This window comes from Vibrio sp. 10N.261.52.C11 (genome assembly GCF_041471405.1).
In the GTDB taxonomy this organism is placed as follows: domain Bacteria; phylum Pseudomonadota; class Gammaproteobacteria; order Enterobacterales; family Vibrionaceae; genus Vibrio; species Vibrio crassostreae_C.
Genome location: NZ_JBFROI010000009.1, coordinates 24,560 through 48,034 on the forward strand (window position 1 = coordinate 24,560; position 23,475 = coordinate 48,034).

At 45.0% G+C, this 23,475-nt stretch carries 23 protein-coding genes; 17 read left to right on the forward strand and 6 right to left on the reverse strand.

The window, feature by feature from the left end:
* Positions 1 to 33: 33 nt before the first annotated feature.
* Positions 34 to 1,041: an adenosine deaminase gene (locus AB4323_RS02405; protein WP_017069510.1), complete on the reverse strand. Its 1,008-nt coding sequence runs from the start codon at positions 1,039 to 1,041 to the stop codon at positions 34 to 36.
* Positions 1,042 to 1,395: 354 nt separating this feature from the next.
* On the opposite strand from AB4323_RS02405, the gene AB4323_RS02410 reads away from it, so the two are divergent.
* The gene (locus AB4323_RS02410; RefSeq protein ID WP_017056240.1) at positions 1,396 to 1,713 is read left to right on the forward strand and encodes a DUF3622 domain-containing protein; all 318 of its coding nucleotides are present in this window, start codon (positions 1,396 to 1,398) and stop codon (positions 1,711 to 1,713) included.
* Between the two features lie 202 nt (positions 1,714 to 1,915).
* On the opposite strand, the gene AB4323_RS02415 is transcribed toward AB4323_RS02410, so the two are convergent.
* The gene (locus AB4323_RS02415) at positions 1,916 to 2,962 is read right to left on the reverse strand and encodes a succinylglutamate desuccinylase/aspartoacylase family protein (protein WP_017060792.1); all 1,047 of its coding nucleotides are present in this window, start codon (positions 2,960 to 2,962) and stop codon (positions 1,916 to 1,918) included.
* Between the two features lie 271 nt (positions 2,963 to 3,233).
* On the opposite strand from AB4323_RS02415, the gene AB4323_RS02420 reads away from it, so the two are divergent.
* The gene (locus AB4323_RS02420) at positions 3,234 to 3,773 is read left to right on the forward strand and encodes a DUF3332 family protein (protein WP_017066819.1); all 540 of its coding nucleotides are present in this window, start codon (positions 3,234 to 3,236) and stop codon (positions 3,771 to 3,773) included.
* Between the two features lie 138 nt (positions 3,774 to 3,911).
* Here the strand turns inward: AB4323_RS02420 and AB4323_RS02425 are convergent, their stop codons facing one another.
* Positions 3,912 to 5,384 carry an aminoacyl-histidine dipeptidase gene (locus AB4323_RS02425; protein WP_017060790.1) on the reverse strand — a complete coding sequence of 491 codons (1,473 nt, stop codon included), beginning with the start codon at positions 5,382 to 5,384 and terminating at the stop codon, positions 3,912 to 3,914.
* 1,064 nt (positions 5,385 to 6,448) lie between these two features.
* Here AB4323_RS02425 and AB4323_RS02430 point away from each other — a divergent pair.
* The 14 genes from AB4323_RS02430 to pgpA all read left to right on the forward strand — a co-directional run bounded on the left by AB4323_RS02430 (position 6,449) and on the right by pgpA (position 19,240).
* A complete protein-coding gene (locus AB4323_RS02430; protein WP_017066820.1) occupies positions 6,449 to 7,738 on the forward strand; it encodes an NCS2 family permease in 1,290 nt (429 codons plus the stop codon).
* Positions 7,739 to 7,822: 84 nt separating this feature from the next.
* Positions 7,823 to 8,287, forward strand: coding sequence for an oxytetracycline resistance phosphoribosyltransferase domain-containing protein Tet(34) (gene tet(34) / locus AB4323_RS02435; protein ID WP_009847475.1), 465 nt, complete (start codon positions 7,823 to 7,825; stop codon positions 8,285 to 8,287).
* Positions 8,288 to 8,376: 89 nt separating this feature from the next.
* The gene (gene frsA / locus AB4323_RS02440) at positions 8,377 to 9,630 is read left to right on the forward strand and encodes an esterase FrsA (RefSeq protein ID WP_017060788.1); all 1,254 of its coding nucleotides are present in this window, start codon (positions 8,377 to 8,379) and stop codon (positions 9,628 to 9,630) included.
* Between the two features lie 144 nt (positions 9,631 to 9,774).
* Positions 9,775 to 10,164: a sigma factor-binding protein Crl gene (gene crl / locus AB4323_RS02445; protein WP_017060787.1), complete on the forward strand. Its 390-nt coding sequence runs from the start codon at positions 9,775 to 9,777 to the stop codon at positions 10,162 to 10,164.
* A gap of 76 nt (positions 10,165 to 10,240) precedes the next feature.
* Positions 10,241 to 11,425 (forward strand): glutamate 5-kinase, encoded by a 1,185-nt coding sequence (gene proB, locus AB4323_RS02450; protein WP_372103630.1) that lies wholly within the window; start codon positions 10,241 to 10,243, stop codon positions 11,423 to 11,425.
* Between the two features lie 66 nt (positions 11,426 to 11,491).
* On the forward strand, positions 11,492 to 12,742 hold the full coding sequence (locus AB4323_RS02455) for a glutamate-5-semialdehyde dehydrogenase (RefSeq protein ID WP_017060786.1): 1,251 nt from the start codon (positions 11,492 to 11,494) through the stop codon (positions 12,740 to 12,742).
* Between the two features lie 156 nt (positions 12,743 to 12,898).
* The gene (nrdR, locus tag AB4323_RS02460; RefSeq protein WP_004734394.1) at positions 12,899 to 13,348 is read left to right on the forward strand and encodes a transcriptional regulator NrdR; all 450 of its coding nucleotides are present in this window, start codon (positions 12,899 to 12,901) and stop codon (positions 13,346 to 13,348) included.
* A gap of 40 nt (positions 13,349 to 13,388) precedes the next feature.
* On the forward strand, positions 13,389 to 14,468 hold the full coding sequence (gene ribD / locus AB4323_RS02465) for a bifunctional diaminohydroxyphosphoribosylaminopyrimidine deaminase/5-amino-6-(5-phosphoribosylamino)uracil reductase RibD (RefSeq protein WP_372151532.1): 1,080 nt from the start codon (positions 13,389 to 13,391) through the stop codon (positions 14,466 to 14,468).
* Between the two features lie 69 nt (positions 14,469 to 14,537).
* Complete coding sequence (locus AB4323_RS02470; RefSeq protein WP_010436361.1) at positions 14,538 to 15,194, forward strand: riboflavin synthase; 657 nt, start codon at positions 14,538 to 14,540, stop codon at positions 15,192 to 15,194.
* 108 nt (positions 15,195 to 15,302) lie between these two features.
* Positions 15,303 to 16,412: a bifunctional 3,4-dihydroxy-2-butanone-4-phosphate synthase/GTP cyclohydrolase II gene (gene ribBA, locus AB4323_RS02475; protein WP_372151534.1), complete on the forward strand. Its 1,110-nt coding sequence runs from the start codon at positions 15,303 to 15,305 to the stop codon at positions 16,410 to 16,412.
* A gap of 295 nt (positions 16,413 to 16,707) precedes the next feature.
* Complete coding sequence (ribE, locus tag AB4323_RS02480; RefSeq protein WP_004741508.1) at positions 16,708 to 17,178, forward strand: 6,7-dimethyl-8-ribityllumazine synthase; 471 nt, start codon at positions 16,708 to 16,710, stop codon at positions 17,176 to 17,178.
* Positions 17,178 to 17,645 (forward strand): transcription antitermination factor NusB, encoded by a 468-nt coding sequence (gene nusB / locus AB4323_RS02485; protein WP_004734399.1) that lies wholly within the window; start codon positions 17,178 to 17,180, stop codon positions 17,643 to 17,645. Before ribE ends, nusB begins: the two co-directional genes overlap by 1 nt.
* A gap of 114 nt (positions 17,646 to 17,759) precedes the next feature.
* On the forward strand, positions 17,760 to 18,734 hold the full coding sequence (gene thiL / locus AB4323_RS02490; protein ID WP_017066823.1) for a thiamine-phosphate kinase: 975 nt from the start codon (positions 17,760 to 17,762) through the stop codon (positions 18,732 to 18,734).
* Positions 18,734 to 19,240 carry a phosphatidylglycerophosphatase A gene (gene pgpA / locus AB4323_RS02495; RefSeq protein WP_017060782.1) on the forward strand — a complete coding sequence of 169 codons (507 nt, stop codon included), beginning with the start codon at positions 18,734 to 18,736 and terminating at the stop codon, positions 19,238 to 19,240. The genes thiL and pgpA overlap by 1 nt, the downstream gene beginning before the upstream one ends.
* 119 nt (positions 19,241 to 19,359) lie before the next feature.
* Here pgpA and dxs read toward each other — a convergent pair whose 3' ends face one another.
* The 3 genes from dxs to xseB are packed head-to-tail and all read right to left on the reverse strand — an operon-like array spanning position 19,360 to position 22,412.
* A complete protein-coding gene (gene dxs, locus AB4323_RS02500) occupies positions 19,360 to 21,243 on the reverse strand; it encodes a 1-deoxy-D-xylulose-5-phosphate synthase (protein WP_372151536.1) in 1,884 nt (627 codons plus the stop codon).
* Positions 21,244 to 21,264: 21 nt separating this feature from the next.
* The gene (ispA, locus tag AB4323_RS02505; RefSeq protein WP_017063336.1) at positions 21,265 to 22,149 is read right to left on the reverse strand and encodes a (2E,6E)-farnesyl diphosphate synthase; all 885 of its coding nucleotides are present in this window, start codon (positions 22,147 to 22,149) and stop codon (positions 21,265 to 21,267) included.
* Between the two features lie 20 nt (positions 22,150 to 22,169).
* Positions 22,170 to 22,412 (reverse strand): exodeoxyribonuclease VII small subunit, encoded by a 243-nt coding sequence (gene xseB, locus AB4323_RS02510; RefSeq protein ID WP_004734405.1) that lies wholly within the window; start codon positions 22,410 to 22,412, stop codon positions 22,170 to 22,172.
* A 298-nt stretch (positions 22,413 to 22,710) separates the two neighbouring features.
* Here xseB and pomA point away from each other — a divergent pair, with 298 nt between their 5' ends.
* A complete protein-coding gene (gene pomA, locus AB4323_RS02515) occupies positions 22,711 to 23,475 on the forward strand; it encodes a flagellar motor protein PomA (protein ID WP_017060778.1) in 765 nt (254 codons plus the stop codon).

Consider the following 23,475-nt stretch of genomic DNA (forward strand, 5'->3'; position numbering starts at 1 on the left):
CTCAGAGCTTCCCTTTTTGATCTTGATAACTCATTAAGTACTCGCAGCAAGGTATTGGCGTACCTGTGTGATGAGATCTTCCTTGGCGTGAGGCGAGATAAAACTGGCTTCGATGGCATTAATACTGAACTGCGCCAATTCGTTTTTGGTCACTGGGTGAGCATTGGCGACGGCGAGGAAGTTATCATTCATATAGCCGCCGAAGTAAGCCGGATCATCGGAATTGATGGTGACGCACAGCCCTTTTCTCAGCAACTCGACGATGTTGTGCTCTTGCATGGTCTCAAACACCTTGAGCTTGGTATTCGACAGCGGGCAGACGGTCAGTGGTGTACGTTTTGCTATTAGCTGTTCCATCAACTCTTCATCTTCTACACAGCGAACGCCATGATCAATTCGGGTAATGCCTAGCAAGCTCAGTGCGTCGCTAATATTTTGTGCTGGGCCTTCTTCTCCGGCGTGCGCGACAGTCAGAAAGCCTTGGTTGATCGCTTCTTGGAATACATGTTTAAACTTCTCTGGTGGATTGCCCTGTTCTGATGAATCTAACCCAACGGCAATGATCTTATCTTTATAAGGAAGGGCTTGTTTGAGTGTTTCAAAAGCGCTGTCTTCATCGAGATGACGCAGAAAGCACATGATCAGTTGGCTGCTGATACCAAGCTCTTGCTCCACTTGATTCAAAGCTCGAGTAATCCCGCCAACGATGACTTCAAAGTCAATGCCGCGTTCAGTGTGAGTCTGAGGGTCGAAGAAGATCTCAGTATGAACCACATTATCTTGCTGACACTTCAACAGATAAGCCCACGTCAGGTCGTAGAAATCTTGTTCATGAATCAGTACGTTTGCACCTTGGTAATAGATATCGAGAAAGGATTGAAGATTGTGGAACTGGTACGCGTCTCGAACTTGGTCTGGGGTCTCAAAGGGAATCGACAGGTTATTACGCTTGGCGAGTTGGAACATCAGCTCTGGCTCTAATGTGCCTTCTATATGTAAGTGCAGCTCAACTTTGGGTAAATTTTTGATGAAGCTATCCATAGCAACTCCTTAGCTATTTTAATTATGAGCGGAGCAGGTGAGACAATAGAGTCTATAAACCTGAGCAAGCAGGTATCTCTTTCATTTATCTCTGTTTGAGCATAGTTCATTTCATTGTTGTCGATAAAATAGGATAGAAGTTGATGGTGAACCGAGAGTTATGAACCTATTGAAATCAGTCGCAAACGATTTGCAGCATTGGAGTGTGATCCGCTGCAAATATTTGCAGCAATATTCATTGATTTGTGCTCTAATACCGCGCTTACCAAGGGATGGTGTTAAAAGATGCTCACTTAGATGGAGTTATCAAAGTTGACCGATCCCTTAATGATCTCCCTTAGGAAAAAATAGAACATGTCTAAGAACAAAAAATTTGATATCCGCCTTACAGAAAAACGCAACGGTTGGTGTGCAGAGATTACTCGTCAAGTAACGTCTCGCAGCACTACAGTATCTAAGCGTGAGTCTGGTTTCGAAACTGAAGCTCTAGCACAAGAGTGGGCAGAGAAAGAGCTAGCATCTTTCATCGCTAACCAAGCTGAACGTAACGAGCGTAAATCAGAGCAGCGTAAAGAGCGTGACGAACTACGTCACACTAAAGAGCTTAAAGCTGAGCAAGCACGTGAAGCGCGCGCTAAAGCTCGTGCAGAAGAGCAAGAAGACGCTGAGTAATTCAGTGCATGACTAATTTATAGATCCCTTAATTTTAAGATAAGGGATTTGTGAAAAAAAAGCCCCGATACAACTTTTTTCTTTATAGTTAAAAGTGTATTGGGGCTTTTTAGTTTGTGGAGTTCTGTTTTATTGTGTTTAAGAGCTCGGTTTGGCTTCTCGCTTTTAACGTCGAGCTCTTAAACTGTTAAGCATTGTCTGATCAGTTATTCAGTGCAGTTAGCCAATCGTCTTCTGCCACTTCTTCAATGTAGCTTTCTACTGATTGTCCTACTTCTTCATCGTCTTGCTTGAAGTAAGCGATGTGGAACACAGCATCACCTTCGTTGACCAAAGGCAGAGTTTGCTGACCAATCACGATACCGCCTTTGGTTGTGATCACTTGGCCTTCTTGGTGACCCAATGGAGAGCTGATGTAAGCAAGGGTTTGTCCTGCTTCAACCTGTTCGCCAAGTCTTACCATGTTACGCAAAATACCGTCTGATTCAGCGCGGATCCAGCTGGTGGATTTACTCAATACTGGCTCTGGTAACTTCTTACGGTTAGGGCGCAGCATGCCGATTTCTTTCATCACTTGATGCACGCCAAGGTAACCCGCACGAATCGCGAGGTGATCAAAACGCAGCGCTTCACCACCTTCGTAAGTTAATACAGGAATACCCAGTTTTTCCGCTTCGCTACGCAGTGAACCGTCGCGCAGTGGAGAATCAATAATCACGGGTGTTGCGAACGCTTTTGCGATGCGCAGTGTCTCAGGGTTCGATAGGTTTGCACGAATCTGTGGCAGATTGGTACGGTGAATCGCGCCCGTGTGTAGATCCAGAATGTAATCACAGTGCTTTGCCACGTTCTCAAAGAAGGTGTAAGCGATACGTGATGTTAACGATCCTTTCTCACTGCCAGGGAAGCAACGGTTTAGGTCACGACGGTCTGGTAGGTAACGAGATTTATGGATAAAGCCAAATACGTTAACGATAGGCACAACAATTAATGTCCCTTTCAGTTTCTTTGGATCAATCGCATTGGTCAGTTGTCGTGCAATCTCAACACCGTTTAGCTCATCGCCGTGGATAGCCGCATTTACCATCAGTGTTGGGCCTGCTTGGCGACCGTGAATAATTTCAATCGGGATCGAAAGTGGAGAATGCGTGTAAAGCTGAGCCGCTTGCAGTTCAATCTCCATTCGCTGTCCTGGCTGAACAGTATAACCAAGTAATTCGAATGGTTGATTAGGTTTTAGTCTTGCCATTTAGGTTGTTCTCAACATGGTGATAATTCGTTAACACGGAATGTAGCAATCGTTGATTTTTAGTACGAATCAATCGCTTTACGGTGACGACAAAAGTTTTTTATGAAGGGGCTTCTGAATTGGTTTCAGTTTTTGATTTGGCTAGTTAGAAGGGGTTTAGAATTGTGAATTTCCTGACAATACATTGATTTAACGCTGATATTTATTGTTCGGTTGGTTGGTATTATTCATCGCCATTTTTTGGCGGCCAAATTCATATATCGAGATAAAAATGAAAAAAACAATTTCAAAAGTCGTTGCACTGGCGGTGGTTTCTGTCGCTTTATCTGGCTGTGTTGGTAGTAACGCAGTAACCGGTTACCTAATGAAGTTTAACGTTAAGGCTGTTGATAACCGTTACGCACGTGGTGGCTTGAACATGCTACTAGCGCCTGCTTACGGCCTAACAGTTGCTGCCGATTACCTGGTATTCAACTCACTAGAGTTCTGGACTGGTAGCAACCCACTAACTGGTTCTCCGCACATCTTTGATACAAAGACTGATACTTACCTAGACATCAACCACCAACTTGATCCGTCTCTAACGGAAGCGCCAGTGGGTCCTATCACGAGTGCAGATGTGATCGAAAAAGGTCAAATGCAGCAGATTGATGAAAACACGATCCAAATGGACATTACTTACCAGTCTGGTGAGCGTGCGACGTTAATCGGTGTTCGTGATGGCGAGATGGTGACGTACTTCATCGATGGCGAAGTTGTGGCACAAACTTCAATTGATGAGCTAGAAAGCTACGCGGCTTCACGCGCTTAATTGTTTATTTAGTCACAAGTAGTAGCTACAAAGATTAGATACAAAAACAGGTACTCATTGAGTACCTGTTTTATTTTGTCTCAGATAAACGGTGTTTACTGTAAAACACCATTTACTGAACAAACATAGCTTATCGAATTAAGCTTTTTCTGGGATCGCTTCAAGCAATGCAACCATTTGGTTCCAGAATAGCTCAACGGTGTCGATCTTCACTTTCTCATCAGGAGAGTGCGGAAACTTGATGGTTGGGCCGAAAGAAACCATATCCATGTTCGGGTAAGGTTCTTTGAATAGACCACACTCAAGACCAGCATGGATAACCATGATGTTTGGCTTGTGACCGTAGATACCTTCGTACATGTCACGGAAGATATGCATGATTTCTGAATCTGCGTCTGGTTTCCAACCTGGGTAAGCACCAGAGAACGCGATGTTAGCGCCTGCTAGTTCAGCAACAGAGTGAAGCATGCTTTCTACTTGGCTACGACCTGAATCGATAAGAGAGCGGATCAGGCAAAGTACTGTGATTGAGTTCTCTTCTGTTGTGATAACACCTACGTTTAGAGACGTTTCCACAACACCTTCAATCTCGTCACTCATACGAATCACGCCGTTTGGACATGCGTTAAGTGCCGCGATAAAGCGAGCTTGGTCTGCTGACGCAAGTGCGCCCATTTCTACAGAAGCTTCTTCATTGAAAGTCACGATGCTGTCTTCTACTTTACCTAGCTCTGTTGAAAGCAGCTCAGTGTAGTAGTTGTATAGTGAAGCCAGTTTTTCTTGGTTTGCCGCAGGAACAGCAACCGTTACGAAACCTTCACGAGGGATCGCGTTACGAAGGCTACCACCTTTGAATTCGACGATGCGAAGGTCTAGCTCTTTTGCGTGACCCGCTAGGAAGCGAGCAAGCAGTTTGTTTGCGTTTGCACGACCTGTGTGGATGTCACAACCAGAGTGACCGCCTTTTAGGCCTTTTAGCGTTAGCTTACGTGTTACGAAGTCAGCTGGAATCGCATTACGAGCAATTTCAAATGTCATTGCGCCGTCGATACCGCCAGCACAACCCATGTACACTTCGCCTTCTTGCTCTGAATCGGTGTTAAGAAGGATATCGCCTTCTAACCAACCCGCTTCAAGACCGAAAGCACCAGTCATGCCTGCTTCTTCATCTACTGTTAGTAGAACTTCGATAGGGCCGTGCTGAATTTCGTTTGAAGCAAGAACCGCTAGGCAAGAAGCCATGCCCATGCCGTTATCAGCGCCAAGCGTTGTGCCTTTAGCTGTAACCCACTCACCATCAATGTATGGTTGAATTGGATCTTTAGCAAAGTCATGAACTGTGTCTTCGTTCTTTTGTGGAACCATATCGATGTGAGCTTGTAGCACTACACCTTTTTTGTTTTCCATACCCGCCGTTGCTGGCTTTTTGATGAATACGTTACCCGTTGGGTCACGACGTACATCTAGGCCTTGCTCTGTTGCCCAAGCAATAATGTATTGAGCAAGCTCTTCTTCATGCTTAGAAGGGTGTGGGATTGAGCAAATCTTATCGAAGAACTGCCAGATAGGGGCAGGGGATAATTTACTGATCTCAGAATGGAATTCAGACACGGATGACTCCTTTTTTATTTAATAACCATATATTTAGGTTTTGTATGGGGAAAAGCCTAGAACAAAAATCTAAAATATGGGTCTGTTTTGATGGCAACAGCATACCACTTGAGCGTTTTGACGAGTAGCGGTTCTAAACCTCAAATAGCTCAAATTTTGAAAGCGATCTTGTCCATCTGATCACAGCTAAGCGCCTTGATGCTTATAAATGGAGCAGGCAAACGTTTGTTTAATTCTATTCTGTAATTTTATTACAAAAATAAGTTTGCAAAATAACCGTAAATGGCCAAAAATGTGACGTATAGCAAAAAATACTTGTAATCTTTTTTCTTTGGGGTATATTAATAACCAACTTCTGAGATGAAGAGTAAATGCTCAAAGGATGAGTCCGTTTTATCGCCTCCAAGGAACCGAGAAATCAAATTCGTTTTTTATTGATTTATTAAGGTGATAGTTATGAAAGGTTTACCATCTGCAATGTTCTGGATTAACAGCTCTGTTTACACTAGCAACTTTGCATACCCTACAAGCTTTGGTTACTAATACCGTAAGCATGTAACTCGAACAGTTTTGTTCACCCCTATATATTGGAATTCTTTTACAGCCCTTTTGGTTGACAGATTCTACCGCCACTCAGTTTTGAGTGGCGTTTTTTTTGCCTGCTACTTTTCCAAACCGCTTTCGCTTGTCACTTTCCTTGCTGTTCTGCGTGGTTGTTTTTTAAACGCCGAAATATCAATTTGCGCCTTATTACTGATCCTGTTGAAAAATACATAACTATTGTGAGTTTGAATTCAGAATTTACTGGCTAGATTATCAATGAAAATAACCGATGGTAGAAAAAACAACCAACTAGTTTTAGTGAGTCTATTGTTATTAATTGTTTGTTTTTAATGGTTATTTATCGATGATATCTTCATTTTTAATCGCTTTGTTTCATACGGCATTCTGATAAATATCGATTAGAGCCTTAATTCTATCTGGAATTTGTTATTTGATAACTTTATAATCCACAGCCAATCGATTACGCAACCGTTTACTTTTTACCCTTATAGGATTCGATAATGTTCGAAAAGCTATTCAAACTCAGTGAAAATGGCACCAATGTGCGCACTGAAATCATCGCAGGTCTAACAACCTTCCTAACAATGGCTTACATCATTTTTGTAAACCCAATGATTCTAGCTGATGCTGGTATGGACCATGGCGCTGTATTTGTAGCAACCTGTTTAGCGGCTGCTATTGGCTGTTTCATCATGGGCTTTGTTGCTAACTACCCAATTGCTCAAGCTCCAGGCATGGGTTTGAACGCATTCTTTACCTACGCTGTTGTAATGGGTATGGGTTATACGTGGCAAGTTGCTCTGGCAGCGGTTTTCGTATCAGGCGTAATCTTCATCTTCTTAAGCATCTTTAAGATCCGTGAATGGATTATCAACTCGATCCCTATGTCTCTGCGTGTTGGTATCTCTGCAGGTATCGGTCTTTTCCTAGCGTTTATTGCGCTTAGCAATGCAGGCATCGTTGTTTCTAACCCAGCAACTAAAGTTTCACTGGGCGACATTACCGCGATTGCTCCTATCCTAGGCTCAATTGGTTTCTTCCTAACGATTGCTCTTGTTCACCGTGGCGTGAAAGGGGCAGTAATGATTGCGATTCTAGCTATCACAGCTCTTGGCATTGTTATTGGTGACGTTCAATACGGCGGCATCATGTCTACACCACCAAGCCTTGCTCCTACATTCATGCAGCTTGATTTCTCTGCTGTATTTGAAATCGGTATGATTTCAGTGGTATTCGCGTTCTTGTTCGTCGATTTGTTCGATACAGCGGGTACTCTGGTTGGTGTTGCAACGAAAGCAAACCTAATCAAAGAAGACGGCAAACTACCTCGCTTGAACAAAGCACTGCTTGCTGACTCTACAGCAACATCTATTGGTGCACTGCTAGGTACATCAAATACTACTTCTTATGTTGAGAGTGTTGCGGGTGTTGCTGAAGGCGGCCGTACCGGTCTAACGGCTGTTGTTGTTGGTATCTTATTCCTACTGGCTCTTTTCTTCTCGCCACTTGCAGGTATGATTCCGGCTTACGCAACATCAGGTGCACTTTTCTATGTAGCAATTCTGATGATGTCTGGCCTAGTTGGCATTGATTGGCGTGATCTTACGGAAGCAGCACCAGTCGTGGTAACATGTCTGCTTATGCCGCTGACGTACTCTATCGCTGAGGGTATCTCACTAGGTTTCATCGCTTACGCTGCAATTAAGCTGCTAAGTGGTAAAGGTCGCGACGTTTCACCTGCTGTGTGGGTAATGTCGGCTATCTTTATTCTTAAATACATTTTCGCTTAATCGTCTAGATTTCTGCTTAATCGCTGAAGAGGCTATGTTTGAAATAGCCTCTAATAACATGACAAAATTATTAGGTTTTATACTATGAGCAACAAATTCGTTATCACTTGGGACAACATGCAGACCTACTGCCGTCAACTTGCTGAAAAGCAAATGCCAGCAGAGCAGTGGAAAGGCATCTGGGCAGTAAGCCGTGGTGGTTTGGTTCCTGGTGCAATCTTGGCTCGTGAGCTAGGTATTCGTCACGTAGATACGATTTGTATTTCTAGCTACGACCACGATCACCAACGTGATATGACAGTAGTTAAAGCACCTGAAGGTGACGGCGAAGGCTTCCTAATCGTTGAAGACTTGGTTGATAGTGGTGACACTGCACGTAAGCTTCGCGAAATGTACCCTAAAGCGAAACTGATCGCTGTATGTGCAAAACCATCTGGCGCTGATTTGCTAGACGAGTACATTGTTGATATCGCTCAAGACACATGGATTGAGCAACCTTGGGATACTAGCCTAAGCTACGTAGAGCCAGTAAATCGCAAGTCAAAATAAGCGTAAACTTAGTTTTTTGAGAAATGACCCTTTATAGGGTCATTTTTTTTTATATTATTAGTGACAACCATTTCTTATTAAGTATCCCAATGTCTGAACCAGAAGAAACGAGCTCGAACCTTTCGGAAACTTTGTTTGTAAAGCACAAGCAAGCGAAAGAGACCTCAATGTTGACACAATACATGCCAAGCTCTGAAGCGCTATTGGATGAGAAACGTGAACAGCAAAACTCATCATGGTATCGAAACCTAAGACGTCTTCAGTGGGTATGGCAAGGCGTTAATCCAATAGAGCAGGAAGCGGTATTGGCTCGCATCGCGTCATCAGATAACTCTCGTACAACCGATGAGTGGCTTGATACGGTCATGGGTTACCGAAGTGGTAACTGGGCATACGAATGGACCAAGCTGGGTATGCAGCATCAAAATCGTTCTAATGAGAAGAATGGTGAAGAGATGGCTGAAGAGCTATTTTCCGCATCGTTGTGCTTCAGTATTGCGGGTTACCCACACCTCAAGAACGACAACTTGGCAGCTCAGGCTCAAGTGTTGGCCAACGCAGCGTATTCTGAAGCGATCAAGCACACTAAGTTGATCGTCAAGCAGATTGATATTCCATACCAAAACAAGAAGATCAAAGCGAACTTGCATCTAACCAAGACAGATAAACCACAACCGGTTGTGATTGTCAGCGCGGGTCTAGATAGCTTGCAAACCGATATGTGGCGCCTGTTTAGGGATTATTTAGCACCTAAGAACATTGCTATGTTAACGGTAGACATGCCATCAATAGGGCACAGTGCACATTGGCCGTTAACAGAAGACTCATCTTGTCTTCACCAAGCAGTGCTGAATGAATTGCCTAACATCCCATGGGTCGATCACCACAAAGTCGGCTTGTTTGGTTTCCGCTTCGGTGGCAATGCGATGGTGAGATTATCTTTCCTCGAGCAACATAAGATTAAAGCGTGTATTTCTTTAGGCGCGCCAATTCACGATATCTTTGTTCATGCAGACAAACTTAAGCAGATGCCTAAAATGCATCTAGATGTGTTGGCTTCGCGCCTTGGTAAAGGGGCGGTCGATATCAATAGCCTTTCTGGGCAGTTGATGGCGTGGTCACTCAAGGTACAAGGTTTGCTGTCAAACAGTAAAACCAGTGTTCCTATCTTGGCATTGGCTCTGGAAGGCGACCCGGTTTCACCGCCAATGGATAATCAACTGGTTGCTATTTACAGTGATTACGGAAAAGCGAAGAAAATCAAAGCTAAGTCAATTACACAAGGTTATGAGCAATCCCTCGAATTGGCGATAAAGTGGCTTGAGGATGAATTATTTAGATGACATTTCTCCTAAATTAGTTAAGCATGAAAAATGTACAAACTAAGTACCTGATACTCAGAGGTCATTTATAAAATCCAAATGCGTAGTTTCTACGTATAACAGTCTGAGTAACGTCATTCTTAACATTGAAAATGGAGATTCAATATGTCAGAAGTGACACAACAACCTACGCATTACCGCTTGTTGAATGTTTTAAAGGCGATCGGGCCTTACTTAAGGGAACCGCAATCAGAAGAAGGCCACTATATCTTTGATTGCTTGTCTGTATGTGTGAACGATAAAAAATCACCAGAAGAACGCGAGTTCTGGGGCTGGTGGCTGGAATTGGATAAGTCGGAAGAGGGATATTCGGCTAAGTACAATATCGGCAAGTACAACATCGATGGTAACTGGGATTCTTTGCCGTTACCTAAAAAGGCGGTCGCTGAGGTCTCTCGAACTCAAGAAGCCTTCCACAAGAAACTGGTTGATGAACTTCAAAGTAAGTTTGAAATCAGTATCCAATTAGACGAAGAGTCTGTCGAATTCGTCTAATTTTAAAGGTTACTCTTCTATATAAAGCAAAAAGGTGCGATTTCGCACCTTTTCTGCTTGTGAATTCCCCTTTTGATTGCTAAAACATCACCTCTTATTTGTTTTATCCATAAAAGACTTCATGACAACAAATCATCAAAGCGGGACAACAACACAGCGTAAAACTGTCGTTGTTAAACTGGGTACCAGTGTCTTAACTGGTGGAACATTGGCATTAGACCGCGCTCATATGGTTGAGCTGGTTCGTCAATGTGCTGAATTAAAAAAACAAGGCCACTCTGTGGTTATGGTTTCGTCTGGTGCAATTGCAGCAGGACGTGAGCACCTTGGTTACCCCGCACTTCCCAACTCAATGGCGAGCAAACAGTTGCTTGCGGCAGTTGGGCAAAGTCAGTTGATTCAAGTTTGGGAGTCTTTGTTTGCTATCTATGGCCTTAAGATTGGCCAGATGCTACTGACTCGTGCTGATCTCGATGATCGCGAGCGTTTTCTTAATGCACGTGACACGATCAACGCACTGGTTGAGCACGATATTATTCCGGTAGTAAACGAAAACGACGCAGTAGCAACCAACGAAATTAAAGTGGGCGACAATGATAACTTGTCGGCCTTAGTGGGTATTTTGTGCGGTGCTGATAAGCTTTTGCTACTAACAGACCAAAAAGGCCTGTTTACGGCTGACCCTCGTACAGATCCAAATGCTGAGCTCATCAAAGAAGTGAAAACCATTGATGACACGCTGCGTAAGATCGCAGGTGGCAGCGGTACTACGTTGGGTACTGGCGGCATGGCGACAAAACTGCAGGCGGCTGACATTGCTCGTCGCGCAGGCATCGAAGTGATTATTGCTGCGGGCAGTGCTGAAAATGTGGTGTTTGATTCACTGAGTGATAACCCACAAGGCACACGTTTCTTGCCTTTAGCGGAAGCGCTTGAAAACCGTAAACGCTGGATTTTAGCGGGCCCTGCTTCAGCAGGTGACATCGTGGTTGACGACGGCGCAGTAAACGCAGTCAACACCAAAGGCAGCAGCTTGTTGGCGAAAGGGGTTGTTCGAGTTAAAGGCGAATTCTCTCGTGGTGAAGTTACCCAAGTCACAGACAGCAAAGGCAAAGTAATTGCGCGTGGTATCGCCAGTTATTCAAGCCAAGACCTAGCAAAAATTGCAGGCAAGCACAGTAAAGATATTGGCGACATCCTTGGATACGATTATGGGTCAGAAGTCATTCACCGTGACGACCTAGTTGTAATCCAAGAGTAGCTCGTGATGATAAGGTGAATCACCTTTTTGCATCCAAAGACAGACAGAATTTAGGGAGAGTTAAACGTGGATTTAACTAACATGGGTATCGCAGCAAAAGACGCTGCTTTCCACCTAGCGACCGCATCTACGGCGCAAAAGAATAAAGCATTGGCGATTATCGCTGATGAGCTAGAAGCAAACGCAACAACGATTTTAGAAGCGAACGCGAAAGACATCGAATTAGGTCGCGAAGCGGGTTTAACTGACGCACTGCTTGATCGTCTACTTCTTAATGAAGAGCGCTTAACCGGCATTGCGAATGATGTTCGTAACGTGATTAGCCTTAACGACCCTGTAGGCAGCGAAATCGACAGTAAGGTACTAGAAAACGGTATGTCGCTGTCTCGTCGCCGCGTGCCACTTGGTGTGGTGGGTGTTATCTATGAAGCGCGTCCGAACGTAACCATCGATATTGCAGCTCTGTGTCTGAAGACAGGTAACGCAAGCATTCTACGTGGTGGTAAAGAGACGTTTTTCTCGAACATGGAACTGGTTAAGGTTATCCAGTCTGCATTAGAGAAAGCGGAGCTTCCAGCCGCTTCTGTTCAGTACATCGAGAAGCCTGATCGTGAACTCGTTTCTCAACTGCTTAAACTGGACGACTACGTGGATATGATCATTCCTCGTGGCGGCGCTGGTCTGCACAAGATGTGTAAAGAGAACAGCACCATCCCAGTAATCATCGGCGGCTTTGGTATCAGCCATATCTTCGTTGATGAAAGCGCTGATCTTGAGAAATCTGTCGATGTGGTCGAAAACTCAAAAGTTCAACGTCCATCGGCGTGTAACTCGTTAGATACACTGCTAGTGCATGAAGCGGTTGCTGAAGCTTTCCTAACTAAGCTGAAACAGCGTTTAGCCGGCAAGGTAACCTTAGTTGCTGATACCAGTGCAAAATCGCTGCTAGCGGGTTTTGAAGACCAACGTGATGCGGTTGAAGGCGACTTTGACACTGAATGGCTAAGCTACACGCTAGGCGTGAAAGTGGTAGCGGATGTGGCAGAAGCGATTGACCACATGCGTGTACACAACGCGAGTCATTCAGATGCGATCATGACCAATAGCTTAGAGAGCTCAGAGCGTTTCATTAACTCTGTTGGTTCTGCAGCGGTTTATGTGAATGCATCAACACGTTTCACTGATGGAGCACAGTTTGGTTTAGGTGCTGAAGTTGCCGTGTCTACTCAGAAATTGCATGCTCGCGGCCCAATGGGCTTAGAAGAGCTGACAAGCTACAAATGGGTAGGTAAAGCGAACTATTTAGTCCGCGGTTAACGCTGGTCGTTAATTTTACTCCTCAGCTCATTTTTGAAATGGCGGTCGAGTAGCAATAATCAATGAATCACCACACAAAAGGGCCTTAATTGGCCCTTTTTCTTTCCTAACGTTTGGCAATTCCGTTACACTGATATTCAATTATTTGGAGGTGATATGCATTGTCCTTTTTGTTCAGAGAACGACACTAAAGTAATCGATTCAAGACTGGTAGCCGATGGCCATCAGGTTCGTCGTCGCCGTCAATGCCTTGCATGTAGTGAACGTTTTACTACGTTCGAATCGGCAGAACTTGTGATGCCTAAAGTCATAAAGTCGAATGGAAACCGCGAACCATTTAATGAAGATAAAATGGTGGGTGGTGTACAGCGCGCCCTAGAAAAACGCCCAGTGAGTGCTGACGCGATTGAACTTGCGATCAGTACGATTAAGTCACAACTCCGTGCAACTGGTGAGCGTGAAGTACCAAGCGAGATGATTGGTAATCTTGTGATGGGCCAATTGAAAGAATTGGATAAAGTGGCGTACATTCGTTTTGCCTCTGTTTACCGCAGCTTTGAAGACATCCGAGAGTTTGGCGAAGAAATCGCTAAATTAGAGGATTAACGCCTCAATCATGTCAAACTTTACTCCCCTAGATTTTCAAATGATGTCGCGTGCTATTCAATTAGCAAAACGCGGCATTTACACCACTGCCCCGAACCCTAATGTTGGCTGTGTCATAGTACAAAGTGACGGTCAGATCGTTGGTGAAGGTTTTCACGCCAAAGCCGGTGAACCTCATGCTGAAGTACATGCCATGCGAATGGCTGGCGATAAGGCAAAAGGCGCGACGGCTTATGTCACGCTAGAGCCTTGTTCTCATTACGGTCGAACGCCGCCTTGTGCTGAAGGTTTGATTAAGGCTCAAGTAGCCAAAGTGATTTGTGCCATGCAGGACCCAAACCCAAAAGTCGCAGGTCGTGGTATCAAAATGCTACGCGATGCGGGTATTGAGGTTGAAATCGGTTTGCTAGAGCAAGACGCTCTCGACTTGAACCCTGCATTTATCAAGCGTATGCAAACTGGCATGCCATTCGTTCAGTTAAAGATGGCCGCTAGCCTTGATGGGCAAACGGCATTGGAAAATGGTCAAAGCCAGTGGATCACATCGCCAGAAGCGCGTCGTGATGTCCAGAACTACCGGGCAAAATCAGGCGCTGTGTTATCAACTAGCCAGACGGTGATTGAAGACAACGCGTCGTTGAATGTTCGTTGGGCAGAGTTGCCAAGCAGTATCAAAGATCATTACGCTGAAGACGAGCTGCGTCAGCCGATTCGCGTGATTCTTGATCGTCAAAATCAACTGCGTCCTGAGCTCAAGTTATTCCAAACTCCAACATCGGTATTGAGAGTCGCTGAAGCGTCTGCTGATATTGAAGTCGGAACCACAGATGCAGGTCAGCTCGATTTGCACGATCTGATGCGTCAATTACCTGCGAATCATATCGACCATATTTGGGTCGAAGCGGGCGCGACATTGGCAAAAAGCTTGATTGAAGAACAGCTGGTGGATGAGCTAATCCTCTATTTAGCACCTAAACTTATGGGCAGTGACGGACGAGGTTTGATGGGTGCATTAGGGCTCACTTCAATGTCTGACGTTATTGACCTAGAAATTAAAGATGTTCGACAGGTTGGTGTGGATATTCGCATCGTTGCGAAACCCGTATTTCGAAACAGATAGTAACGAAACCACAGTGGAAATAGTTACTCCAACTACATACGTGTCGTTGACAACAAAAAGAGTTTTAAAATGTTTACAGGAATTGTAGAAGCCGTAGGTACATTGAGTGCAATCACTCCCCGCGGAGAAGACATCACCGTAACGGTTAATGTTGGTAAGCTTGATATGGCTGACGTTAAGTTAGGCGACAGTATCGCTACCAATGGTGTGTGTTTGACAGTTGTTGAATATAACGACCACAGCTACAGTGCAGATCTTTCGCTTGAGACCCTGAAAAAAACGGGTTTTGTCGATTACCAAGCGGGCGATAAAGTTAACCTTGAGAAAGCAATGTTACCAACCACGCGTTTCGGTGGACATATAGTGTCTGGTCACGTTGATGGCGTGGGTGAGATTGTTGAACGTAACCAAGTTGGCCGTGCGATTGAATTCTGGGTAGAAATGCCAGCAGAAATCTCAAAATACGTGGCTCAAAAAGGCTCAGTAACAGTTGATGGCATTAGCCTGACTGTGAACGATTTACGTAAGAACGCATTCAAGCTGACTATCGTTCCTCATACTTCTTCAGAAACCACCATCGACCAATTCAATGTCGGTCGTAAAGTGAATCTAGAAGTTGATGTATTAGCACGTTACATGGAGCGTTTACTGCAAGGTCAGCAACAAGAATCTGAGCCTGAATCTCGATTAACGATGGAATTCTTACAGCAGAATGGTTTTGCCTAACCGTTGATACAAAGTGCGTTAAGCGAGACTTTGTAAAGCGAAGCAATATCATCAGGTTTAAATAGTGTCGGTTCTAGGAAGCAGAACCATTTCAAAGGATATAGAACAATGCCAATTAGTACTCCTCAAGAAATTATTGAAGACATTCGCCTAGGAAAAATGGTTATCCTGATGGATGATGAAGATCGCGAAAATGAAGGCGATCTGATCATGGCAGCAGAACATGTGACGCCAGAAGCGATTAACTTCATGGCGATGTACGGCCGTGGTTTAATTTGTCTGACGCTAACCAAAGAGCGTTCAAACCGCATGGGTCTAGCGCCTATGGTTCAAGATAACAACGCACAGTACACCACTAACTTTACTGTTTCGATTGAAGCGGCAGAGGGCGTAACAACGGGTATCTCTGCATCAGACCGTGCAGTGACGGTTCAAGCGGCAGTGGCGAAAGATGCGAAAGCGGCTGATCTTGTTCAACCTGGTCATATTTTCCCACTGACAGCGCAAGATGGCGGTGTTCTGACTCGCGCAGGACACACAGAAGCAGGTTGTGATTTAGCACGTCTTGCAGGCTGCGAGCCAGCATCGGTTATCGTTGAGATCCTTAACGACGACGGTACTATGGCTCGTCGCCCTGACCTTGAAGTGTTTGCTGAAAAACACGACATCAAGCTAGGCACGATTGCTGACTTGATTGAATACCGCAACAACACAGAAACAACGATTGAGCGTGTAGCACAATGCTATTTACCAACAGAGTTTGGTGATTTCGAGCTGGTGACTTACCGCGATACAATTGATAACCAGATCCACTACGCGATGCAAAAAGGCGACCTATCTGAAGGTGCTCCTTTGGTACGTGTTCACCTGCATGACACGTTCACCGATCTGCTTCATTCAGACCGTGGTACTGAACGCAGCTGGTCGCTAGATAAAGCGATGAAGCGTATTGGCGACGAAGGCGGTGTGTTGGTTATTCTTGGCAACGAAGAGTCGTCTGATTCTTTGATTCACAAAGTGAAGACATTCGAAGCGCAAGACAAGAACGAGCAGCCAACTATGGCGAAGAAGCAGGGTACCTCGCGTCGTGTTGGTGTCGGTTCTCAGATTCTTCAAGATCTAGGTGTGCACGATATGCGTCTGCTTTCTTCAAGCACTAAGCGTTACCACGCATTGGGTGGTTTTGGCCTTAACGTTGTTGAGTACGTTTGCGAATAAACCATGCGTTAGCAAGCAGACGTTTCTCCGTTTGTAGCAACATAATTTACCGATGATTTCAGTGGCTCTTTTGGTGATAAATCTTGCCAAAAGAGCAAAGTAGCCAAGTCCGACTCAAAACGTGTTCAACACACAAACTTGGTTACTCGCTGTTCCTATATGCTTGGGATCAGCGCTGCATTATCATCTTTACATTGCCGGTGTCTGTTCTTCTAAATTACCATTAGATATTGCTCACAGTTTTGTGCTAGAATCCGGCGATTCTCACTTGATGAAAATAGTTAAAGGAAGGCTTATGAAAGTGATCGAGGGTGGCTTCCCAGCGCCAAATGCAAAAATTGCTATCGTTATTGCTCGTTTCAACAGTTTTATTAACGAAAGTTTACTTTCTGGTGCAATCGATACTTTAAAGCGTCATGGACAAGTAAGCGAAGACAACATCACTGTTGTTCGTTGCCCTGGTGCAGTAGAACTTCCACTTGTAGCGCAGCGCGTTGCAAAAACAGGTAAGTTCGATGCGATTGTATCTCTTGGTACAGTAATTCGTGGCGGTACACCTCACTTTGACTATGTTTGTAGTGAATGTAATAAAGGTTTGGCACAAGTGTCTCTGGAATATTCTCTTCCAGTAGCGTTTGGTGTTCTTACTGTTGATACGATCGATCAAGCTATTGAACGCGCAGGAACCAAGGCTGGTAATAAGGGTGCAGAAGCAGCACTTAGCGCACTTGAGATGATCAACGTTCTTTCTGAAATCGATTCCTAATGGGGGCCAGTGTGAAACCAGCCGCACGTCGTAACGCACGTCAATTTGCTCTACAAGCAATTTATTCTTGGCAAATTACTAAAGAAAATATTGCTACCGTTGAAGAACAGTTCTTATCTGGTGGTAAGTATGATGAAGAAGAGCATCATGCTGCAGAGCCTGCTCTTGCTATGCCAGAAACAGACGTTGCATACTTCCGCGACCTACTAACTGGTGTTGCTCTTAGCCACATGGAACTTGATAGCAAGCTTCGTCCATTCGTATCTCGCCCTATGCAAGATCTGGATCTGATGGAACTAGCGCTTCTACGTTTAGCTATGTACGAGATGACTCGTCGCGAAGATGTACCATACAAAGTGGTTATCAACGAAGCTATCGAGCTTGCAAAAGTATTTGCAGCAGAAGACAGCCATAAGTTTGTTAACGGTGTGCTTGATAAAGCTGCACCGCACGTTCGTAAGAAATAAGACGTTCGTATATTGAATCTAAAGGTCAGCTTTTATGCTGGCCTTTTTTGTAACTAAATTTCTGTAATATCCATGATTACGGCGATTTTTATGAGACTAAAGATAGGGCATGTGATGTCTGGCGAATTTAACCTGATTGAAAAATATTTTGTAAATCGACAACCACAACGTAAAGACGTTCTTCTAGCTGCTGGCGATGATTGTGCTTTGGTCAAAGCGCCGGGCAATGTTGAGATAGCGATCAGCACGGACACCTTAGTGGCTGGTACCCATTTCTTAGCTGAGGCGAATCCGGCTTGGGTGGCACACAAAGCGTTGGCTTCCAATATCAGTGACCTTGCTGCAATGGGCGCGACGCCTGCTTGGGTGTCTTTTGCTTTAACCATGCCTGAAATCGATGAAGCATGGCTTGCTCCCTTCTGTGACTCCTTTTTTAAACTCGCAGACTACTTTGGTATTCAGTTAATTGGTGGCGACACAACCAAAGGTCCACTAAGCCTGACACTGACGGTACAGGGCTTTGTTCCTGAAGGACGAGCGCTGCGCAGAGATGGCGCGAAAGTGGGCGACTGGATTTACGTAACAGGTAATCTAGGTGACAGCAAAGCTGGCTTAGAAGTGTTACTTAACCCTGAGCAGAACAGAGCGAAGCCCTATGCTGCTGAGCTTGAAGAGAGACATTATGTGAGCGCCCCACGAGTGTTAGCGGGTCAGGCTCTAGTGAACCTTGCTTCATCTGCGATTGATATCTCTGATGGCGTTATTGCTGATTTAAAACATATCCTTAAGCGTTCTCAAGTTGGCGCGAGTATTGATGTAAGCACGCTGCCTATCTCTCCAGAGTTACGTCAGTTCGCTCCTGATATCACTTCAGCTCAGCAGTATGCGCTAACGAGTGGTGAAGAGTACGAACTGTGCTTTACTGTACCAGAAGAGAATAAAGGGTCGCTGGAAAGTGCTTTGTCACACACAGGTACAAAAGTCACCTGCATTGGCCAGATAAGACCTGTAGAATATTTTGAATTACACAATAATGGTGAACCACTAAGCTGGAACTTAACTGGTTACGATCACTTTAAGGTTAATTGATGACAAACCCACTTTCTCTTATTTCTCTTAAAAATCCTTGGCATTTCTTAGCAACGGGTTTTGGCAGTGGCTTATCGCCTATTATTCCCGGCACAATGGGCACGCTTGCGTCAATTCCGTTGTACCTATTGTTGGTTCAGCTACCGTTTCCTGCTTACGTTGCCGTGGTGGTGGTAAGCTGCATTATTGGTATTAAGATCTGCCAAGTAACGTCTGATGATATGGGCGTGCATGACCACGGTTCTATCGTTTGGGATGAGTTCGCGGGCTTTTGGATCACCATGAGCTTAGTGCCTATGTTGAATATCCCTGCTGATGACTGGAAGTGGCTGCTGACTGGTTTTGTGCTTTTCCGCTTCTTTGACATGGTGAAACCATGGCCGATTGGTTGGTTAGATGCACGAATTCACGGCGGTTTAGGTATCATGATTGACGATATTGTAGCGGGTATTATGGCGGCTATTTCGTTGTATGCCGTGGCACATTTCGCTGGTTGGTTAGTGTGAGTTAACTGAAGGGCTAAGGTTTAGTTGGCGATACACCAAACTAATTAGCAGATACTAAAAAGGTTGACCCTAGGGCCAACCTTTTTTGTTTGCGGAGCTTACGAGCTTACGTATTAAAGCTACTTGGCAAGATAGTCAGTGATAGACTTCTCAATGCCTTTCGCGTCCAAACCAAGCTCTTCATGCAGTTCGCCTTGCGTACCTTGAGCAATGAACTTGTCTGGTAGGCCAAGGTTCAATACTGGCATCAGCAGTTTCTCTTGCATCAAGAACTCAATCACACCTGCGCCCGCACCACCTGCAATCGCATTCTCTTCGATAGTTACCAGTACATCGTGGTCAGCAGCAAGTTGTTTGATCAGAGCTTCATCGAGTGGTTTCACAAAGCGCATATCTGCAACTGTCGCATCGATGACGTCAGCGGCTTGAAGTGCACTCTCAAGGAAAGTACCAAAGCTTAAGATAGCGACTTTCGAGCCATCTTTTGTTTTTTCGCTTTCGCGAACGATACGACCTTTACCAATCTCAAGCGCGGTAAATTTATTTTGTATCTCAGTACCCATACCATTACCGCGAGGGTAACGAACGGCACTTGGACCTGTATGCTGGTGGCCAGTGTAAAGCATTTGGCGACATTCGTTTTCGTCGCTTGGCGCCATGATCACCATGTTTGGAATACAACGCATAAAGCTTAAGTCGAACGCACCTTGGTGTGTTTGACCATCAGCACCGACAAGACCTGCACGGTCAATAGCGAACATGACCGGTAAGTCCATGATAGCCACATCGTGGATCAGTTGATCGTAGCCACGTTGTAGGAACGTCGAGTAGATAGCGACAATCGGCTTATCACCGGCAATCGCCATACCCGTTGCTAGGGTCACAGCATGCTGCTCAGCAATTGCTACGTCGAAGTATTGTTCTGGGTACTCTTTCGAGAAACGCACCATGCCAGAACCTTCACGCATTGCAGGCGTGATCGCCATTAGCTTAGGATCTTGCGCCGCCATATCACACAGGAAGTCACCAAAAACCTTAGAGAAAGTTGGTTTAGAGCTGGTGCTCTTAGGCAGACTTGAGTGTGCTGGATCGAATTTCGGTACGCCGTGGTAACCGATTGGATCTTTCTCAGCTGGCTCGTAGCCTTTGCCTTTCTTAGTCATGATATGCAGGAACTGAGGGCCTTTAAGGTCTCTCATGTTCTTAAGCGTTTTAATCAGCTCATTGACATCGTGACCATCAATTGGGCCAATGTAGTTAAAGCCTAACTCTTCGAACATGGTGCCAGGGACAACCATGCCTTTTAGATGTTCTTCTGTACGACGAACCAGCTCTTTAATCGGCGGAACGCCTGATAGCACTTTCTTGCCGCCCTCACGAATTGACGTGTAAAGACTGCCAGAAAGAACTTGAGCTAGGTGGTTGTTTAGCGCACCTACGTTTTCAGAGATCGACATCTCGTTATCGTTCAGGATAACCAGCATGTCATTGTGAATATCGCCCGCGTGGTTCATGGCTTCAAATGCCATACCCGCAGTAATCGCGCCATCACCAATCACACTCACGACTTTACGGTTCTTGCCTTCTTTCTTCGAACTGATAGCCATACCAAGTGCAGCACTGATCGATGTTGAAGAGTGACCAACAGAAAGGGTATCGTATTCGCTCTCTTGACGCCATGGGAATGGGTGCAGTCCATCTTTTTGACGGATAGTCGACAAGCGGTCGCGACGACCTGTAAGAATTTTGTGCGGGTATGCTTGGTGACCAACATCCCAAACCAACTGGTCAAAAGGCGTGTTGTACACATAGTGCAGAGCAACTGTCAGCTCTACTGTACCTAAGCCTGACGCTAAGTGACCACTTGACTGGCTCACTGAGTTAAGAAGATAGGTACGTAATTCATCACAAAGCTGTGTCAGCGTCTCTTTTGGAAGTAGACGCAAATCCTCTGGCTTATCAGCCAAAGCAAGAGTTGGGTACTTTGATATATCAAGAGTCATAGGTAATGCGCGCTTATTGTCTTAGTTCTTGCGCTCGATGACGTATCGGGCGAACTCTTCGAGTAACTGGGTATTGTATGGGATTGCAGCCAAAGCTTGAAGCGCTTCCTGTAGCAGAGTTTGCGCTTTTTCTTGAGCGCCCTCTAAACCTAGCAAAGAAGGGTAGGTGCTTTTGTTCAATTCTTGGTCAGAACCCTGTGGCTTACCCAAAGTTTCAGTATCGCCAGTGATATCTAAAATATCATCTTGAACCTGGAATGCTAATCCAATGGCGTCGGCGTACTTGTCTAATTGAGGCATCACTTCAAACGCTTTTTCACCAGCAGCGAGAGCACCTAAACGAATCGCACATTTCATTAGCGCGCCCGTTTTATTGCGGTGAACTTCTTCTAACTCTTCTAGCGTGACAGAGCGGTTTTCAGCTTCAATATCAAGTGCTTGTCCAATGCACATACCTTGTGCACCAGAGGCTTCGGCTAGGCGTTGAATCATTCGAACGCGATTGCTTTCACCGTCAGCACTTAATGTACCTTCCGCAAGTATAGTAAACGCGAGAGTTTGTAGTGCATCGCCAGTTAAAATTGCCGTTGCTTCATCGTATTTGATGTGACAAGTCTGATGGCCACGACGCAGTTCATCGTCGTCCATTGCTGGAAGGTCGTCGTGAATCAGAGAATAGGCATGAATACATTCGATTGCAGATGCTGGAGTGTCGAGTTCTTCAGCGGTGCAGCCGAGCATTTCCCCTGTAATGTAGACAAGAAATGGACGTGCGCGTTTACCGCCTAAAAGTAACCCATAACGCATCGCGTTGATCAGGTTCTGATCTTGGTGTGGTAGGCGATCAAGCCAAAGGTTCAGTTGCTCGTTATTACGTGCTTGATAAGACAATAAAGTCTCAATCATAGGGGATCTCATACAATTCGTTATTCTGGTTGTGGGTTAAAGTCACTAAGTTCTGCGTTTTCATCATTTTGCAGTAGGATGCTAACACGCTGTTCAGCATCGTTTAGTTTGCTTTGACCGGCACGAGCGAGGGAGATGCCTCGTTCGAACTTTTTCAGCGCATCATCTAAAGCTAGATCACCATTTTCTAGTTGATCAACCAAGCCATCAAGCTCTTCGATTGCTGCTTCAAAGCTCATATTTTCAGGTTTCTTAGTAGCCATAATAAATCTGCGTTTGGAAAGATGAACGAACGTTACCCTAGGCCGCTGAGATGGTCAAATGTAACCAAGAAATTTTGCTAGAAAGTTCGTTTTTAAGGGGCTTGAACGCACTTTGCTTGAATAACCTTAGCTTTATCGAGTTTATGCGCTACGTATAAGAGCAAAGTAAGCCAATAGTTGGGATTCAAAAACGAAAAGTGTGATACTTAGGCCAAGAATTTACTAAAAGATCTTATAGTCTTGCCGATACAAAGATTATCGTCGACATAGAGCTACAAAAAAGCATGAGGAGTGCTCAGTGGATTTAGCAACCCTAATAGGTTTGATTGGTGGATTTGCCTTTGTAATTATGGCAATGATCCTAGGTGGAAGCCTCGGGATGTTCTATGACACGACATCCATTTTGATCGTAGTTGGGGGCTCAACCTTTGTTGTTCTAATGAAGTTCACCATGGGACAGTTCTTTGGTGCGACTAAAATCGCAGGCAAAGCTTTTATGTTTAAAGCGGATGAGCCTGAAGATCTTATTGCGAAAGTTGTAGAGATGGCTGATGCGGCTCGTAAAGGTGGTTTTTTAGCACTGGAAGAGATGGAAATTAACAACAGTTTCATGCAAAAGGGCATCGATCTTTTGGTGGATGGCCATGATGGAGATGTAGTTCGTGCTGCACTGCAAAAAGACATCGCATTAACCACAGAGCGTCATGAGCAGGGCGCGAAGGTGTTCTCTGCATTTGGTGATGTAGCACCCGCGATGGGTATGATTGGTACCTTGGTTGGCTTGGTTGCCATGCTTTCTAACATGGATGATCCAAAAGCGATCGGCCCTGCGATGGCGGTGGCACTTTTAACCACCCTATATGGTGCGATTCTTTCGAACATGGTGTTCTTCCCAATTGCCGACAAGCTTGCGCTGCGTCGTGACCAAGAGACACTCAACCGTCGTTTGGTTATGGATGGCGTACTCGCGATTCAAGATGGTCAGAACCCACGAGTAATCGATGGTTACCTGAAGAGCTACCTAAACGAAGGTAAGCGTACGATTGATGGTGAACCTGCGTAA